21 protein-coding genes are annotated in these 17,266 nt (G+C 35.8%); 19 read left to right on the top strand and 2 right to left on the bottom strand.

Translation table 11 applies throughout. The annotated features are described in order from the left end of the window. The first annotated feature begins 1 nt into the window (after position 1). The 14 genes from H8S52_RS01440 to H8S52_RS01380 all read left to right on the top strand — a co-directional run bounded on the left by H8S52_RS01440 (position 2) and on the right by H8S52_RS01380 (position 8,896). Positions 2-553, top strand: coding sequence for a M23 family metallopeptidase (locus tag H8S52_RS01440; protein WP_117742263.1), 552 nt, complete (start codon positions 2-4; stop codon positions 551-553). Positions 554-582: 29 nt separating this feature from the next. Beyond that, positions 583-915 carry a hypothetical protein gene (locus H8S52_RS01435; protein ID WP_147331250.1) on the top strand — a complete coding sequence of 111 codons (333 nt, stop codon included), beginning with the start codon at positions 583-585 and terminating at the stop codon, positions 913-915. After that, the gene (locus H8S52_RS01430) at positions 912-1,202 is read left to right on the top strand and encodes an HTH domain-containing protein (protein ID WP_186909229.1); all 291 of its coding nucleotides are present in this window, start codon (positions 912-914) and stop codon (positions 1,200-1,202) included. Before H8S52_RS01435 ends, H8S52_RS01430 begins: the two co-directional genes overlap by 4 nt. 88 nt (positions 1,203-1,290) lie before the next feature. Continuing rightward, a complete protein-coding gene (locus tag H8S52_RS01425) occupies positions 1,291-1,878 on the top strand; it encodes a hypothetical protein (protein WP_117742266.1) in 588 nt (195 codons plus the stop codon). Positions 1,879-2,351: 473 nt separating this feature from the next. Next, positions 2,352-4,049, top strand: a complete 1,698-nt coding sequence (locus H8S52_RS01420) for a ParB/RepB/Spo0J family partition protein (protein ID WP_186909228.1) — start codon at positions 2,352-2,354, stop codon at positions 4,047-4,049. A 59-nt stretch (positions 4,050-4,108) separates the two neighbouring features. Next, positions 4,109-4,282, top strand: a complete 174-nt coding sequence (locus H8S52_RS01415; RefSeq protein ID WP_117742268.1) for a DpnD/PcfM family protein — start codon at positions 4,109-4,111, stop codon at positions 4,280-4,282. 541 nt (positions 4,283-4,823) lie between these two features. Next, positions 4,824-5,141 carry a DUF2958 domain-containing protein gene (locus H8S52_RS01410; protein ID WP_117742269.1) on the top strand — a complete coding sequence of 106 codons (318 nt, stop codon included), beginning with the start codon at positions 4,824-4,826 and terminating at the stop codon, positions 5,139-5,141. An 8-nt stretch (positions 5,142-5,149) separates the two neighbouring features. Next, on the top strand, positions 5,150-5,920 hold the full coding sequence (locus H8S52_RS01405) for an N-6 DNA methylase (RefSeq protein ID WP_186909227.1): 771 nt from the start codon (positions 5,150-5,152) through the stop codon (positions 5,918-5,920). Between the two features lie 374 nt (positions 5,921-6,294). Further along, positions 6,295-6,780 carry a hypothetical protein gene (locus tag H8S52_RS01400; RefSeq protein ID WP_186909226.1) on the top strand — a complete coding sequence of 162 codons (486 nt, stop codon included), beginning with the start codon at positions 6,295-6,297 and terminating at the stop codon, positions 6,778-6,780. A gap of 96 nt (positions 6,781-6,876) precedes the next feature. Beyond that, positions 6,877-7,044, top strand: a complete 168-nt coding sequence (locus H8S52_RS01395; RefSeq protein WP_181979038.1) for a hypothetical protein — start codon at positions 6,877-6,879, stop codon at positions 7,042-7,044. An 86-nt stretch (positions 7,045-7,130) separates the two neighbouring features. Beyond that, positions 7,131-7,427 (top strand): hypothetical protein, encoded by a 297-nt coding sequence (locus tag H8S52_RS01390; protein WP_186909225.1) that lies wholly within the window; start codon positions 7,131-7,133, stop codon positions 7,425-7,427. 27 nt (positions 7,428-7,454) lie between these two features. Continuing rightward, a complete protein-coding gene (locus H8S52_RS19870) occupies positions 7,455-7,889 on the top strand; it encodes a hypothetical protein (protein ID WP_255469951.1) in 435 nt (144 codons plus the stop codon). Between the two features lie 12 nt (positions 7,890-7,901). Next, positions 7,902-8,420 (top strand): phosphoadenosine phosphosulfate reductase family protein, encoded by a 519-nt coding sequence (locus H8S52_RS19865; RefSeq protein WP_370527536.1) that lies wholly within the window; start codon positions 7,902-7,904, stop codon positions 8,418-8,420. 26 nt (positions 8,421-8,446) lie between these two features. Continuing rightward, entirely contained in the window at positions 8,447-8,896 is a 450-nt protein-coding gene (locus H8S52_RS01380) for a hypothetical protein (protein ID WP_117742273.1), read from the top strand. A gap of 154 nt (positions 8,897-9,050) precedes the next feature. Here the strand turns inward: H8S52_RS01380 and H8S52_RS01375 are convergent, their stop codons facing one another. Both H8S52_RS01375 and H8S52_RS01370 read right to left on the bottom strand, forming a co-directional pair. Next, positions 9,051-9,953 (bottom strand): hypothetical protein, encoded by a 903-nt coding sequence (locus tag H8S52_RS01375; RefSeq protein WP_186909224.1) that lies wholly within the window; start codon positions 9,951-9,953, stop codon positions 9,051-9,053. Between the two features lie 11 nt (positions 9,954-9,964). Next, the gene (locus tag H8S52_RS01370; RefSeq protein WP_117742275.1) at positions 9,965-11,248 is read right to left on the bottom strand and encodes a hypothetical protein; all 1,284 of its coding nucleotides are present in this window, start codon (positions 11,246-11,248) and stop codon (positions 9,965-9,967) included. A gap of 1,170 nt (positions 11,249-12,418) precedes the next feature. On the opposite strand from H8S52_RS01370, the gene H8S52_RS01365 reads away from it, so the two are divergent. From H8S52_RS01365 to H8S52_RS01345, 5 genes are all read left to right on the top strand, one after another. Continuing rightward, complete coding sequence (locus H8S52_RS01365) at positions 12,419-13,012, top strand: BfmA/BtgA family mobilization protein (protein WP_186909223.1); 594 nt, start codon at positions 12,419-12,421, stop codon at positions 13,010-13,012. Next, entirely contained in the window at positions 13,005-13,928 is a 924-nt protein-coding gene (locus H8S52_RS01360) for a DUF5712 family protein (RefSeq protein ID WP_117742277.1), read from the top strand. The genes H8S52_RS01365 and H8S52_RS01360 overlap by 8 nt, the downstream gene beginning before the upstream one ends. Further along, positions 13,925-15,559 (top strand): type IV secretory system conjugative DNA transfer family protein, encoded by a 1,635-nt coding sequence (locus H8S52_RS01355; protein ID WP_255469950.1) that lies wholly within the window; start codon positions 13,925-13,927, stop codon positions 15,557-15,559. The genes H8S52_RS01360 and H8S52_RS01355 overlap by 4 nt, the downstream gene beginning before the upstream one ends. Before the next feature lie 300 nt (positions 15,560-15,859). Further along, complete coding sequence (locus H8S52_RS01350) at positions 15,860-16,576, top strand: Abi family protein (protein WP_186909222.1); 717 nt, start codon at positions 15,860-15,862, stop codon at positions 16,574-16,576. After that, positions 16,573-17,208 (top strand): recombinase family protein, encoded by a 636-nt coding sequence (locus tag H8S52_RS01345; RefSeq protein ID WP_186909221.1) that lies wholly within the window; start codon positions 16,573-16,575, stop codon positions 17,206-17,208. The genes H8S52_RS01350 and H8S52_RS01345 overlap by 4 nt, the downstream gene beginning before the upstream one ends. Positions 17,209-17,266 lie beyond the last annotated feature (58 nt).

Here is a 17,266-nt window from a genome sequence, read left to right as displayed (position 1 = left end):
AATGATTAAGCTGTTACTGACATTATTCATTTTAGGTAGTGTTCCCATATCACTTTTGGAAGAGCTTGCTGTCAGGTCCACCTCCCTGTCACCTATATTGGAAGTGGCGGATTTATACCGGTCTGCGGGCATGCTTGACTATCTGCCTTTACGGCAGCCGGTTCGTGGAGCCAGGCGCATATCTTCTCCCTATGGGGTACGTCAGGACCCGTTTACGGGAAAGCAGAAATACCATTCCGGGATTGATTACGCTTGTGACCTGGCCACGACGGTATATGCTACAGCTGACGGTACGGTCAGCTTTGTCGGTCAGCGTGGCAGTTATGGCAAATGCGTAGAGATTCGTCACCGGTATGGATTCAATACTATTTACGCCCATCTTTCCGGATATTATGTAAGAAAGGGAACGTATGTTCCAGCCGGCAAGGTGATTGGTTTCGTAGGAAGTACCGGACGAAGTACTGGATACCACCTGCATTATGAAGTAAGAAAGAATGGGCGCATGGTAAAGCCTTTATTTATTAATAAACATTATTCAGCGACATGGAAATGACAGAACATGATGAGAAAAAAACACAGCAAATGAACAAGGAGAAAGAAAAAATAATCCTGCTTAGTATGGCCAGGTACGGGTATGCGGCAATGCCCCAGGATTATAATTTTCTCAGACGCCATTCATTACTGAATATATATCTTGAGATTGTAGACCGGTCAATAAAAGGTGGTGACATACGCCTGTTGGAGAAGTCGGTAAAGAGTGATGCTTCGTTGCATGCAGCATCTATCCAGAGTGACTTTGCTTGCCTGAAAGAGTATAAACTGTCAGCTGGAAACAAGCAAGCCAAATTGTTCCTTGACGATAACAATTTTTATTGGAGAACATTCCTTAGTGAACTTAAAAAGAAAATGCCATGAATACACTTGTTCAATTGCATAGAATATTGGAGCTTCACAAATTAATCCGTTCGGAACGCACCGGTCATTATACTGACTTGGCTGCGAAGCTTCACGTCTCTGTCCGTACTATAAGTAATTATTTTGATGAACTCCGTGAAATGGGTGCTAAGATAGGTTTTGATGAGTTACATACCACTTATTACTATAAAAACGGTTTTGATATGGTTTATCGTTTTGAAATCAAAGTCTCCTCTACAGAAGATAATATGTTACGAGAGGAGCCTACTCGCATTTCTGATGGCTAGTTAGATAATGTGATTTTTCTGTTAAAATGCAATGTGATTGCATCTTGTATTTGCTATATTTGTTTAATAATTTAAATTTAAATTAGTTATGAGAAAGTTTAGTTTATTTACTCTATTGGCTAGCATGTTACTGGCCGTGGGCTGTGAGAGTGAAATGCTCGATCAGGAGATTAAGAAACCCGTATTTAAAGATGGTCAGGCGAGTATTACCATTATGGGTGATAGTATGATAACAACGCGCAGTACCAATGGGCGTGTAGAGTTCTCTGGCGGTTACGCTACCGGTGCGGGGTTGTATGACGGAAAAGCGGATGCTGTGGTAGAAGCTGTACCTTATTCAGGTTATCAACTTGTAAGTTTTACTGGTGGGCCTATTGGTGGAAACTCTAGCCAATTCAGTGGTGCTAGCCAATATGGTTTTAATGTAAATAATCAAGATTGGCGATTTAGTGTGTCTTTTAAGAAAGAGTACACAATTGCAGTCAGTGCCGATACAGGTGGCTCTGTGTCAGGTGGCGGCACAGTTCTTGAAGGAGAAAATTGTACTGTAAATGCTTCAGCAAACTCCGGATATTCTTTTGAAGGATGGTATGAGGGAAATACGAAAGTAAGTTCTTCAGCCAGCTATACTTTTGCGGTTAGTTCTAACAGAACTTTCTGCTTTTATTTGACGTGATAAATTACTTTTCATATCAATAGGTTTTGTTTCTAAAAACAACAATAAAATCTTGTTAATTTTCTTAATGATGCAAATCTACATACATTTTTCTATTTTCTAAAAAATCCTTTAGGATATTACAATATATTAACTCTTAGAGGAGTGATATTTGTTGATTCTTATATCTGTTTATTATTGGGGCGTTCCCGTTCCGGTCGGGCTTTCCGCCTCAGACATATTCCTTACACTCATACTCGTCTGCTATCCCTAACGCAATGTGATTCAAGAATGCTCTTTGATATAAAGGCACGCATAGGGATAATAATATAATATGTTGATAATCAGGAAAATATATTGAAAATATTGTGCTAAAAATTTGGCAATCTCATTGAAAATCATTATCTTTGTAATGTAATCAATGAGAGATTACAAGCATTTAATAAACTTAAAAACTGCTTTAGCTGGCAGGATAAAGAACAGCAAACCTATTTATGAAAAATTCCAAAAAAGCAAAGAAAGCCGTTAATGAAGTTTCTTTAGTAGATTTGTCTTTAATTGACAAGAGTACTTTTAATCCTCGTAAAAAGTTTGATGAAACGGCTCTTGATGAATTGTCTGAAAGTATCAAGCAACAAGGACTTTTACAACCTATCAAAATTCGCCCTATTACGGGAACAAATCGTTATGAGATTGTTTTTGGTGAGCGCAGATATCGTGCTGCACTTATTGCTGGATTGAAAAAAATTCCTGCAATGATTTCAGTTATGTCAGATGATGAAGCGGAAGATGCTGCTATCGTTGAGAATTTACATAGGAAAGATGTTGCCCCCTTAGAAGAAGCAGAGGCTTATGCCAGATTGATTGAAAAAGGAAAAGATGATATTAATTCATTGGCTGTTAAATTTGGGAAGAATAAAGTATATATTAAGGGACGGTTACAATTGCTAAACCTCATTTCTGATTTTCGTGATTTGTTAGATACAGAGGATATTAATTTAGGAGTGGCAGGTGTCTTGGCAAATTATGAAAAAGAACTGCAACAAGATATTTTTGATAACCACTTTGGGCGAAATTGTGCACCGTATGCTTTATGGAGCGATTATCGTGCATCAAAATTGCAAAAAAGTATTAATGATTTGTATTCGACCAGGTTGGAGAATTGTTCTTTTGATAAAACGGAATGTGAAAGTTGTCAGTTTAATACTGCAACATTTTCATTATTTGTTGGAGAGGACTGTACAGGAAAGTGTCTTAAAAAGGAGTGTTTGAGAAAAAAGCAGGTAGCTTACATTGTAGAAAGTAGCATTAAACTGCAACAAGAAAAGCCCGAATTGCAGATGTGTTATGATAGCATTTGGGCAACTAGTCACGAAGCGATAGAACAGTTAATCGAAAAAGGCTTTGATATTCAAACAGTGAACTTGCTTAGCAGTTATCTTGATGCAGAACCCGAAATGCCTAATAAGGATGATTTTGAAACAGAAGAAGAATATGAGGATGCACAGAGTGGGTATGAGGAAGAACTTGCGGATTATCAATCGGAATTGTCGGAAAGGGATGAACGATTATCGAAAGGTGAAATAAAAGCCTATATTCAGATTACGGATAAATGTGCAAGAATTGCTTATGCCGAGGTTGACGAAACTGTAGAGGGAACGGGAGAAGATAATATGCAGGGAGAAACAGAAGAGGGCTTTTCCGATGGTGTCGAAATTAAGCACAATCCCGAAGTAGAAAAACTACAGAAGAAAATAACCCGCAATAATGAGCTGTGCAGTGAAAAAATCGTTGAACGACAAAAGGAGCTGATTAAAAAAATGGACATTCCAAGTTGTACCATATTGGATGTTGAAGTTGCCCTGATGTATTCTTTTATGGCAAAAAGTATGGATGTAAAATCTTATGGAAAGTTGGAACTAGGCAAAGAAGTATATAGGACTGACTATGTGGATTTTCTTGAATTGACAGAAGAAAAAAAGAACATCATAGTGAGAGGCTTCATTGCTTCACATCTTAAGGAAATTTATATTGGTGGAATTAAAGCGCAGGAAAACAGCCCGTTGAGAGCCTTTCTTAATCTGCATGAAGCGGAAGAGGTAGCGAATATTGATATTGAATTGAAAAGTGTTTATAAAAATCGCAATAACAGACTGCAAGAACGTATTGAAGCAATGAATGAGAGAGACTGAATATAATTGATAAACTATATAGCAGGGAGTTTTGTCTCCTTGCTATAAAAAGACACGATATGAAATTTACTTTTACTATAATTGAAACATTGGAGAAAAAAGTTGAGGTTGAAGCTGAAGATTATAATGAAGCCAAAAATACAGTAGAACGAATGTATTATGATGAAGAAGTGGTGCTGACTGCGGATAATCATACAAATACCGAATTTGAACTGACTATTAAACTACAGTAGGCGTATATAATTGTTGGTGGCGATTAGATTGAACTAAGACGCCACCCTTTTAAAATTTGTGGTCGGCGAAGCCGACCGTTGTTTCATAATGTTGTCCTTGTTTTGCAAGACATGTTTTCTTGTTCATACGCTTTTTTTCCCCACCCACCCTCTAAGGTTGGCGGGCATTTGCTGATTGTCAAGTGTAAAGTATTCAATAATCAGCAAATACCCTTGTTGCTTACCCCTTTTTCCCCCTGGCTATATGCCAGGGAGAGCGGATGTATCTTTTACCCTATTGGGGTAGTTCCTCATATAGCAATTGGTAGTTCTAATACGATAATCTGTCTTTTTGTATTGGCAAAGCTATTTCCGGAACTGAAAATATTGGAAATTTTTATTGCAGAAATCTCCAGTCCGTAAACGGATAGTATTTCTTAAAAAAATTTGCACTATTTATTTCCGGAGCTTTATAGCCAATACAAAAAGACAGATTATCGTATTAGAACAGGACTTTAAAAAAAAGTCACTACCCGGATAGGGAAAAACAAAAAACTGCATTATGGAACTGATAACAAAAGAACTAGAGAGAAAGTTTTCAAACTATCCTATCTATTCGCAAAAGAGTATGATGTTGGATGCAAAAGTGATTGTGAAATATTTTAATCCTATGGGAGCAGGCACATGGCTTGTAACGGAAGCAGAACAGTTGCTAGATGGGGATTGGAAGTTTTTTGGATATATGCACATTTTCGAATGGGAGTGGGGCTATGTACTTTTATCGGAACTTCAAGAAGTCAAACTCCCGTTTGGGTTAGGTATCGAGAGGGATTTACATCTTGCTGATGACGTCACAGTGAGAAACTGCATATTAAAATAGAGTGAAATATGAAAACATGTGTTCCAACAGAAATAAGAAGTCTTGAACGTTCAATTGCCAGCCTTGCATTTATATGCAAGGCTGAAGTAAGCACTATTTTTGATGATTTTCTGACTTACGTCATTTATGGATTTTCGCCTGGAGAAAAATCTCTTGAAAACTGGAAATATGGGAAAGAGGAGACGGTCATGTTCTATCAGATGTATGCAGAATGGGTACAGATAATGAATGTGCAAGTCGATGCTTTAGGGTGGTATGATGTTTTGGGGGAGTTGTATATGTCTTGTGTGGCCGGGAATACACGAAAACGAAGCAACGGGCAGTTTTTTACTCCGCCACATATATGTGATTTGATGGTAGAACTTTGCGGTTCACAGGACAATTCTGGAGAACTTTGTAGTGACCCGGCTTGTGGAAGTGGAAGAAATCTTCTTGCTTGGCACGCAAAACATCTAAATAGTTATCTTTGTGCTGAAGATATGGACCGTACTTGCTGTTTTATGACTGTTTGCAATTTTCTTATACATGGTTGTGTTGGAGAGGTAATTTGGCATGATTCACTTTGCCCGGATACCTTTTATGATGGTTGGAAAGTAAATGAGGTATTGGCTGTTACAGGGTTGCCGACAATTCGTCGAATTGCAAAAGAAGAGTCTATTGTTTGGCAAAATTGGCAAAATCAAAAAAATAATGTACGAGTAATCAATCCTGTAAAAAAGAATAATATTCGAGAAAAACGGGAAGAAGCTAAAAGATTGCAGTTAAATTTGTTTGATTGATGCAATTAGAGCAGCTCCTATAAATGGGGCTGTTCCTTTAAAATTTTGCTCGGCAAAAGCCGACCTTCCCACTGGTTCAATCTCCCCCCTGTTAAGGTCTGTTTCTTGAAAGGAACTATTTCATGTACGCCCATGCTCTGTATGACTTTTTATACCAAACAGTTCCTATCAAGACTTATTCCCTCCTATGTTTTAACAAATAGGGAAATGAATAATATATTGATAATCAGAAAAATAGTTTAAAAATATTGTGCTAAAAATTTGGCTATCTCATTGAAAATCACTATATTTGTAGTGTAATCAATAAGGGATTACAAACATTTAACAAACCTAAAACTGCTTTAGCTGGCAGGATAAAGAACAGCAAACCAATTATGAGTAGATTAGATATTTTGAAAGCATCTTTAGAGAAAAAACAAGCAAAGTTTTATGAGAAATTGAATGAGCATTTTGCAGATGTAAGAAGTGCTAACGGGCAACCCCTTAATGATAAGAAAAACGGCGCTTCAACTATGAAACGTTGGGATAAGCAGAATAATGTTCTTTTTAATATGGAAAAAGAAATTGAAAAAACAAAAATGGCAATTGAACGTGAAGAAAGCAAAATAAGACGCATTGACTGCAACAAGGATATAATGCCAGAAGAAATTCAAGTATTGATAGACAACGGTACTTTAAGGCAATGGGGTAAATACCCTCATATCATGTTTGTAGAAGGTGTAGATAAAGCTCGTATTATATGGGATGATAGGAAAAAACTTGTTATGCACAAGTTTGTGAGTTCCATCACTGATAAAGAGCAGAGAAAAAAGTTTGCCCAAATATATAATTCACTTCATACTTCTGTTAATAAAAAATAGATAACCTGGTAGCCTTCGGGCTACCACAATATTCTACAGTTCTATTAGCTTCCGAGCAACCGAAAAGAAAAAAATAGTAATAAGAAAAGGATATTTATGAAAACATTTGAAGGAACATACACTATTAAATGGGGTAAAAACACAACTCTTGATATAAGGCCTATTACTTTTGATTGCATATCAAAAGAAGAACTTCGAAAAGAGCAACAGCGTATTGTTGCTGCTTTTTCCGAAGGTGATGATAAAGAAAGTCCTTTCTTCTAAAAGTGGCATGATAGTTTTATATCCCCACATTCTGTACAGTTTAATATGAATGAACGAAAGTGATTTTAAGTTAAGATAATGCGGATATGAATGATAAGAAAAGGTTTACATTAAGATTGGATGAAGAAGAATATAAGGAATTATTCAGGATAAAGGGGCTAATCGGCGCAAAGACCAACACTAAGGCAATTCAATATTTAATTTCTCATTTTGTGGAATTAAATAATCGTTATATCGAAGAGATTAATAAAAACGCTGCATTAAAGGAGAAGTACAGGAAACAAGACCGTTGTGTTGAAAATCTATTAAAAGCGTTCGGGGCTTTGAAAGAGCTTAAATGCCTTGAGGTTATATTACCAGAAAAAGAGCATGTGAAAAAATGAATATGGTGAATCATATTATATAGATTTGTGTCTTACGATAAATATATTGTTAGCTTTTCTGGCGGAAAGGATAGTACAGCTACTTTCTTGTATCTCCTTGAACATGGAGTTCCTGTTGAGCGAATAGAGCTATGGCATCAGGAAATAGACGGCCGGGAAAAGACTTTTTTTGATTGGGAAATAACTCCTGATTATTGCCGGCGTTTTGCTGAAGCTTTTGGCGTAGCTATTTATTTCCAGTGGAAAGAAGGAGGATTTTACCGGGAACTGGTGAGGAAGAATAGTCTCACAGCTCCTAATTGCTTTGAGCTGCCATATGGTGGAATAGATAGAACAGGTGGTCAACGTGGAAAGTTGTCTATCAGGTGTAAATTTCCACAATGTTCTCCAGATTTAAAAGTAAGGTGGTGCTCCAGTTATCTGAAGATCGATGTTTGTTCATCGGCCATCATCAATCAGTAACGCTTTCGGGGCATCCGCACATTAGTATTATCCGGTGAAAGAGGAGAGGAGTCGGCGGCGAGGGCTAAATATAATATATTTGAGCCGGATCGCGCAGACCTTCGAAATGCGAAGTGCTTTATTAGGCACGTTGATAGGTTTCGTCCTATTCGGGACTGGAAAGAACAACAAGTGTGGGACATTATAAAGCGATACCGGATAAGAGTACATCCATGTTATTACATGGGATGGAGGAGATGTTCCTGCAAATTTAGTATCTTTGGCAACAAAAATCAGTTTGCCAGTGCTGCAAGTATCAGTCTGGAACAGATAAGTAGAATAATAAAGTTGGAGCGGGATTTTGGATATACTTTAAAAAGAGAACTAAGCTTACCGGAATTAATAGCAATGGGATGTGTGTATAAGAATATCACTCCGGAGTTACAACGTCTCGCAACATCTTACAATTATAACCAAGCAATTATTTTACCGGTTGCTGAAGAATGGACATTGCCATCTGGAGCATTCGGAGAAAACTGTGGTGCTACTTAGTTAATTACATAGATAGGGAAAGTAATATGGAAGTAAAGTATGGAGTTTATAAAGTTGCCGGCTCAAAATCTGAGCTGATTATAGCTTATGGAGAACCGCACGTACCTATGAGGACGAGACGAAAATATGCCGGCAAGAAAGCCAAAATTAAGGCTATAGAACAGCTAACCGGCAATGTATTAGATGCTCATTTATCGACAAGTGAAATTAATGCTTATATTGGCCAGTATATTTTTGGAACTTCTCAATGGGCAGAGTATCACCGGTTATTTGAATGTTTTGCCAGTGAATTGGAACAAGTTCCGGAACCTATAGAACTGAAATTTCATGTGATAGTTGAGTTTGACGAAGCCATGTGCAGACCTGATGATGAACGGCTTATTTACATGGTGAAACAGGCTTTAGAAAATAACTCTATAGACACATATAGAGGGCTTCAGAATCCAATCATTTCTTTTTTTATCTGTGAAAATTAATGATGTAATAAGACATCAAATTTCCATATATGTAAAACTGATATATAATAATTTGATGTCTTTATTTCCCTATTTGTTGCCTTGAACTTTGAAAATGGCGGTACTTCTATGCAATTTAGACTTCTTAGATATACCTAAGAATAGGTAGATTGCACTAAGAGAATTTGATGTTAAAATCTTCTTCAAGTTTTGTTTTAACAACTCTGGCAATGGGCAATTCATACGCTACAGGATCTGCACCTATGTATTTGATAGTGTTATGGAGTTTTTCAATAACGGCAGTGGGCATTTCTTTTATTTGTTCCATAAGGAAAGGGTATTCCATTGGATATATGCAAAGTAATTGTTCCTCTAGATACTCTAAATACTCAGGTAACAATTTTGTTTGTCTTATTAAGGATACCTCATCAATAAAGTTGAAAGTAACTCCAAGCAGACGGCCACCAGATCCTGATGCTGATTTTTGGGTTTCTACTTTCACATAAAAAGGTATTAATCTTTTATTATAAAGAGATAAAATTTCAGCTTCAATAGGTCTGATAATTCGATATAGGAACTGTGGATTAGACAAAGTGGAACCTAAATCCTTTTTTAATATCTCCATCGATATAGTATTCTCATATCCACGACACAAGTACGAGTATATGACTCTTCCAGGTGATTTTAAATGTAGGGTTAAAAGGTTTTCTATAAACCGATTCCAAATTTCGACCTTTTTATCAAAGTGCTTAAGATAATGTTTAAGTGCTATTGTATTATGCTCTATCATGATTCCAAAATCAGTCGCATCTACATCTACGACTAAAGGATATGAAGAAAAAAAATCATTTTCTGTATAAATAGTAACAAAGGTCTGCGCATAACAATAGAAAGCCTCTCTCATTTGTTTTTTTGCTTCGATTAAAGAGGGACAATGGAGAAATGGAAGAATTTCTTTCCAACTTATATTGGTTTTTATGGTTTTGCGGTTCAACTCATTTTCATAGTTAACCTGGGAGTAAACATATTTGTCTAGTAAGTGGTGTAGTTGGATAATATCGTAATTTTCAAATTCCATACATAAAAACATTAGCGAACTTTATAAAACACTTTTATAGGAGATGGGAAATATCTTTGGAGAACAGCGGCAAAGACCTCTGTAAAATAGGTTTCTATGGCCGTATAACATTCTTTGGAAGTTTGAAATGTAATAAAATTCTCTTCTTCTTCAGTATATGAATAAAAATATAGTTGTTTAAAGAGATCTTTAACTTCCTTGCTTGTATTCGGACTCTCGTCTATATGCTTTAAACATTCATTCCAATAGCTAATACCAGCTACTGTATCCTTTTCTTCTTTTTCAAACAGAGGTGCGGAGCTTATAGACGATGCAATTTTCTTTTTCTGTTTGGCCGAAACTCCATACTTGTCAAGAATAAAAATTAAATAGGCCGTTTTATTGCGAATCTTTTCCTTATCCGAATTTTCAAATTTATTTAATCTCATCCAAATTCTAATAATTTGTTCTGTATCAAACTGCCTTATTTGTTCCAATATATTTATTCGGTACTTAGGCAGATTATTTGTGAGAAATAGGTCTATATCCCTATATGCTTTGTTTGCTTCTATTTTACGTTTATCCTCTCTATTCTCATTATGAATGGTACATTCCCATTTAACAATCTTAGTACACTTTCCTACAACTTGTCTTACTTCTTCAAACGTAAAGTAGCGGGGACATAATCTATTGTCGTAAAGTTCTTTTATTTCTTTTTGTGCAGGTATGATTATTTGTAATTTAATATTACTGTTTTGATACTTAACTCCGAATTTATCTTTAATCCATTCAGGTGTAAGGTCAAATTTATATCCAGAACTTGGTTGATCATGTAGGCAAGTTAACCAATAAAATTCGTGGGTATATGCTCCTTTGAATTTATTTGACAATCCAAAATCTATCAATGTATTTGGTGTATTAGATGCTATTATATATTTTTGCAATACCATTGGGTCAACATTTACATGTAATCCTGTATCATCTAATTCTGCAAATGTTAGTAAACTATATAATTCGAATCCACCTTTTGCTGAAATGCCTTTTCGTGCGTTCATCATATAAAGGCATGTGTTCTCAAGATCTTTTTTCCAATGTTTGGTAGGATACCAATTTCTTAAAGTTTGGATGTCAATATTGACAGTCAGTATTCTGCGATTCTGAATATAGTCTTCTAAATTATATGAATACTCTTGGATATATCTTTCGACAATCATTTGGCTTCTACTTAAAATTAGAGTTGAAGGAAAATCTGGAGCAGAATTATTCCTTTTGATCAAAGCTTCTTTTTCTTTTTTCCCAGTTTTAGAAGTATTCATATTATTTATTTTGAGACAAATATAAGGCTTTATTTTTTTTCGTGCAAATAAATGTGCATGAAAAATAAAAAATGGCGTGAGCGTGTATTCCAGCTATTATTGCAGTATTTATCAATTTGTTAAATGTGGTTTTAAAATATCGAAATACGATTTAGGTATGTTAACGTTCTGAAAATAAAGGAAGCTAAAAAAATATATGAACATCTATAAAAATAACTTCCCCAAAAGCGTGAGCGTACTTCCCCAAAAGCGTGAGCGTACTTCCCCAAAAGCGTGAGCGTACTTCCCCAAAAGCGTGAGCGTACTTCCCTAAAAGCGTGAGCGTAACTTCCCCAAAAGCGTGAGCGTTCCCCAAAAACGTGAGCGTAACTTCCCTAAAAGCGTGAGCGTTCCCCAAAAACGTGAGCGTAAAATTGTAATTATCTGAAAATCAAGACATATTTGTAATGAATAATTTCCCCTAGCTTTAGCTAAAGAATATTCTAAACTCATTGCTGCTAAAGATATAGCAAAATCAACAAAAAAAATACTCCAAAAATCAAAAAACCTTGCAAAAAATGATTTCTCAACAAAAAACACAAATAGGGAAAAATAAATGAGAAATTCAGATAAGGCATTTTCAAGCCGTTTTAGGAACTTTTTTGTTTTTGGTGAGAAATACCTCGAATGATCGGAGAAAATTCAATCAGAGCGAAAGCAAGCCTATATAGCGTCTTTTGAAAGCTGTAGTCATTTGTTGTTTTTCGAGTATTCTGATGCTCTTCTTTTAGGAGCCTTTCTTTTGCGTGCGTGTGCATACAGATTTTCGTGTTTTTATGTAAATATTTTTTAATCATTCTTCCCTAATGGTAGCTTTCCCAGTAAGGGAAATGGAACGGAGTGTAATGTGATTAGCAAGAAGAGTTCACGCATAGTTGTGAACATTTAACGCAAAGCGTTAATAATCAAATAGATATAAGTATATATATTTTTTATAAGTAGAAAATAGGTAGAATAATTTATATTAAATACTTAAAAATCAAATATTTAAATAGTAGTAATATGTTTTTCATTGATTTCTATAAATATCTATAATTCAATAGTTTATAAATTATTATATTAAAAATAGGTAGAAAATAGGTAGAGTATAGAATAATAACTACCTTTGTTGCAAATAAATAGAAGTAGAAAATGACAGGTGAATTGAAATCTATTAAAATAAATAGTGAAGTAAAAAAAAGATTAGACTTTCAAAAGAAAAGATCTACTTATTCTTCTTATATAGAACAGATGATTGCCTATTTTGAAATGACAGGAGTTGAACCAAAGCTTGGGCAGGTTCCACCAGTAGCAACCATTAATAAGGCAATTGGTGAAACGTCCGCTGCTCTATATAAGAGAATGGATGATGTAATTAAAATATTGCGAAATATAGAAACGAACAAGATTGATGTAATGGTACATGCTCTGGAAGGCTTAAAATCGGGTAATTTAACTAATAATCCTGAAGTCGTAGAAGCCTTTGACCAAGATGAGATATACCGTTTTATTCAGTTGAATGAGACATTAGCAAAAGAACTAAAAGAGAAAGAAAATATTATACAAAAATTGCAGAGTGATATTATTTCTTTGAAGAATAGCACTAAAATACAAGATGTTATAGAAGCTGTTGCCGAATTATTATCTGAAAATAATTTGAGTCAGGACGCAAAAGGGAATCTTATTCTTCCACGTGAGTATAGAAACCTACTTATTGAAAAAATTAAGACAATTTCTAATGTATAGCAAATTAGATAGGTTAGAAAAAAATGAGCTAAAGTTGCCTGTTAATGCTGGCAGTTGTGTTAAATTGGCAAACTATCTGAATAAAGAATCAGACGATAATAAGCAATACTTTTCACAACATGAGGATCATGTAAGTTTGAGTAAGGTAATTGAAAAAATAGATAATAATAAAAAGACATTAAAAAAGAATCAGGAGAAATTTTACTCATTATCATACAATCCTTCGCAAAAAGAAATTGCTCATTTGGTGTATCTGACTACCGGGAAAAAAGTAACGGATCTGGCCGAGTTAACAAATGAAGAAAAGACAAAAGTCTTTGCTGAGTTTAGAAATTATGTTCGGGATTGCATGGATATATACGCCAGGAATTTTAATAGAGAACGGACTTTGAACGTTGAAGATCTTATTTATTTTGGAAGGATTGAGGAATTTCGGCATTATTCTTATAAGGATGAAGAAGTACGTCTTGGATTGAAAGAAAAAGGCCAGCTGAAAGAAGGTCTCAACTTGCATGCACATGTCGTTGTTTCTCGTATGGATGCAACTCAAACCATTGCATTATCTCCAAGAGCGAAAAGTACAGGAAATACAAATTTACTTAATGGGAAAGAGGTAAAGAATGGTTTTAATATGAGGAAATGGCAAGTCGAATGTTTTGAACATTTTAGTAATAAATTTAGATATGCTTATACTGCTGATGAACGTTTTTATGAACATTCAGTACATGGAAAATATAAATCTCAGATAAAAAATAAAATACTGCATGAAGTTATGGAAGATATGTATGAAGAACGCAAGTTATTGTCAGGAGTGAAAAAAATAAACATGATCATTCATCCTTCAAAAAAAGCTCTTAGCTTATATTTAATGAGAAAAATTAAAAATATTTTATCAGAAAATGAGTCTGTAATATGAATTATATTTTTGTTGAATGTTTATTTATTTCAGCAGTTTTGATCGCTCTATGGTGCATCAGGCTGTTTACTAAAAGATGGAAAAATATATTTTTTTATATACTACTAAGTTCTGTTGCTTTATTGTCTGTTTCATGGTTCTTTGAATCAGTTATGGGTGTCGCTAAGACCTTATATCTTTTAGTACCATATTCAATATTTATTATTAGTAGTTATTTTGTCTATGGACTTATTAAACCGAAATCTAACCCTCGAGAGGGAGAAGACATTTTTAAACTGGAAAGTGAGTCAGGTACTTTAGAATTTTATTATCCACGAGATAATTTTTTGGTATTGGGCGGTGCTGGTAGTGGTAAGACTGCTTCCATCGGCAAGCCGATCATAGAGCAATTTATTAAGTTTGGCTGGGCGGGATTTATCTATGATTTTAAAAATTACGACTATACTCAGACAGCTTGGAATCTGATGCAGAAATACGGCTATCCTTATAAATTTTACTATGTTAATTTTACGGATATGAACCGTACCTACCGGTTCAATATTTTGGATAAGCGTGTGATCACTACGGAGGCAGCGCTTCTTCAGGCAATGGATGACTTTCTTCAGGCGATGAAGTCAAAGAAAGCTGAGGAGAATGAATGGTTTCAGGCCGCATTGGGTTTGCTTCGTGGTATCGCCATCGTGTTCTATCATTTTGAGGGTGATTATAAAAAATACTGCACCTTACCGCATATGCTTGCGTTTACTCTGATGGCTTCTCCTAAAGAACTTACTACTTTTCTGCGTAATGATACGAGTGCTTCTATGATGGCTTCCGGCTTTCTGGGTTCTGCTGGCAGCGACAAAACACAGAGTTCTATCATCTTTACATTGAATAATATGTTGGCTGGCATCGCTACCAACAAGAACATCTGTTATGTCTTAACGGGTGATGACTTTGTTTTTGACCTGGTTGACCCGGAAGCGCCTAAGATGTTTGCAGTCAGTAATGACTACGCTTTGCAAGGTATCATTTCTCCAATAGTTGCGATGTTGGTTCCTATTGCTTCGCGTCGTATTAAGTTCGGCAACAGGGTAAGGTTTGCTTTTGTACTAGATGAAATGACAACATTCAAAGTAAATGATTTTGAGGGTATGCCAAGTGTTTTGCGTGAGTTTGGTGCTTGTTTTCTTATATTGACTCAATCTATTACTAAGTTTGATAAATTGTACGGAAAGGAAGACAGATCATCGATTCTTGCCAATTGTGCTAATTTGTTTATTGGCCGAACAAAAGACCCTGAAGCGTTGAAAACATATCCTTTGATGTTTGGCAAAGAAGAGAAAGTGAAAAAAAGTATGTCTGCAGGATCTAGTTCTGGCCGAAGTAATAGCAGTGTTACTACCAGTAAGCAGAAAGAGGAAGTTTACGATAGTAAGACTTTTGTAGAATTGGAAACAGGGGAATTTATTTTATCGGCTGGAGATTCTAATGTAAAGAGAATAAAGACCCGGTTTAAACGATTTATTTTAGATGAAAAACCGCTTCCGATTGTAAAGCTTACTACTAATAGGGAGATTGATAATAATTATCAGAATATACAGTTAGATTGTTTAAAGCTGTTGCATGATTTATGTGGTAGAGGTGTATAGGAGTTGTTTTTAAAAAGAAAGTATGCTGAATGAATCAATGTCTCTTGTTGATTCTGTACTGATTTCTGAAATGTACTGAAATAAATCTACAAGCATATATTTAGTACACTTTTTTGTATATCAAATAAATTCTTTGATTTTTTTCAGTATATTTGTGGGGTAAACCGAATGGGACGGTCATAAACGAAAAAACCCGTTCTTGATGAACGGGTATATCTTTGACTTGGTTACGTGTTTTGATAACAGAGGCTTTACCAAGCATTACGATACAAAGGTATGTTTTTTACTTGAATATGCAAAATGAAATATAAAAAAGTAGTCAGATTATATTCCAATTCGAGGGTCGCTAAATATTATAGGGCGACCAACCGCAATAAGAACAAGGCAGTCATGCTCTATTTTGCCAATATGAAGATTGCACAGGCATTTCATCCATTGCTGTCTTCCTTTGAGGTCATATTGCGCAACCAGTTGCATTATGCGTTGGCACACCATTTCTCCGATGGAAATTGGATTATCAATCAGAAGACCGGATTCATGGTTGCTCCTTCCCTGACATATACGAACAAGCGGACAAAGAAAAAAATGATCAATGACTATATACTGAAGGAAATTCTGAAAGCAGAAAAGAAAATTGCCGATAGGGGTGTTAAGGTTACGACTGGTAGGGTAATAGCCGAACAGACCTTGGGGTTTTGGAACAGCTTTTACGAAACGCACCACTATGCGCTTTTGGCTGGTGTCCCTTGTCAGATTTTCAAGAAGCTACCTTACGGGTATGGACGCAAGGAAATTAACGATATAATAGTGCAGGTTCGCGAACTGCGCAACCGCATCAACCATAACGAGCCGATATGTTTCGTAAATAGGAAATGCGATTTCTCCTATGTGAGGGATATGTATAGGATGATTAGTGATTTTCTTACATGGATAGACCCGGCAATTATGCCTTCATTAAAAGAGGTGGATAAGGTATGCAAAGTGATAGCAAAAGAAGAAAATAAACAAAAGCAATGAATGTGGTTATCTATTCACGTGTCAGTTCTCAGACTGCCAGACAGTCTACCGAGAGGCAGGTTACAGAGCTTCGCAAGTTCGCAATCGATAGGGGTTATACGGTGTGTACGGTTTTTGAGGAGAAGATAAGCGGACGTAAGGCGAACCTTGACCGTCCAGTATTGCTCAATTGTCTGGAGTATTGTACCAATCCGCAAAACAAGGTGGATATGTTGCTCGTTACCGAAATCTCACGTCTTGGCCGTTCTACGCTGGAACTGCTGAAGGCTCTTGATACATTGCACTGCCATAAGGTCAGTGTGTATATACAAAACCTGAACATTGAAACGCTTTTGCCGGACAAGACGGTAAATCCTTTGTCCTCACTCATTACCACGCTGCTTGGCGAACTGGCAGCAATGGAGCGTCAGGGCATACTTGATCGCTTAAACAGTGGACGTGCCCTTTACATCGAAAAAGGTGGGCGTTTGGGTAGAAATATAGGAAGCAAGAAAAGCCTTGAACGGAAAAGAGAAGAATACAAGGAAGCTATTGCCTTGTTGAAGAAAGGCTATTCTATTCGTAACGTGGCTAAGCTGACAGGCAGAGCCGTTTCTACCATCCAAATAATAAAGAAAGAGTTTGGCCTTTAATACTATAATCTTTGTTTTTTTGCAAAACATAAAATTATAAAAAGTCTACTCGTTGTTA

It is taken from the genome of Bacteroides sp. NSJ-48 (assembly GCF_014287405.1).
Classification (GTDB): Bacteria; Bacteroidota; Bacteroidia; order Bacteroidales; family Bacteroidaceae; genus Bacteroides; species Bacteroides stercoris.
This window is presented reverse-complemented; position numbering and strand designations above follow the sequence as displayed.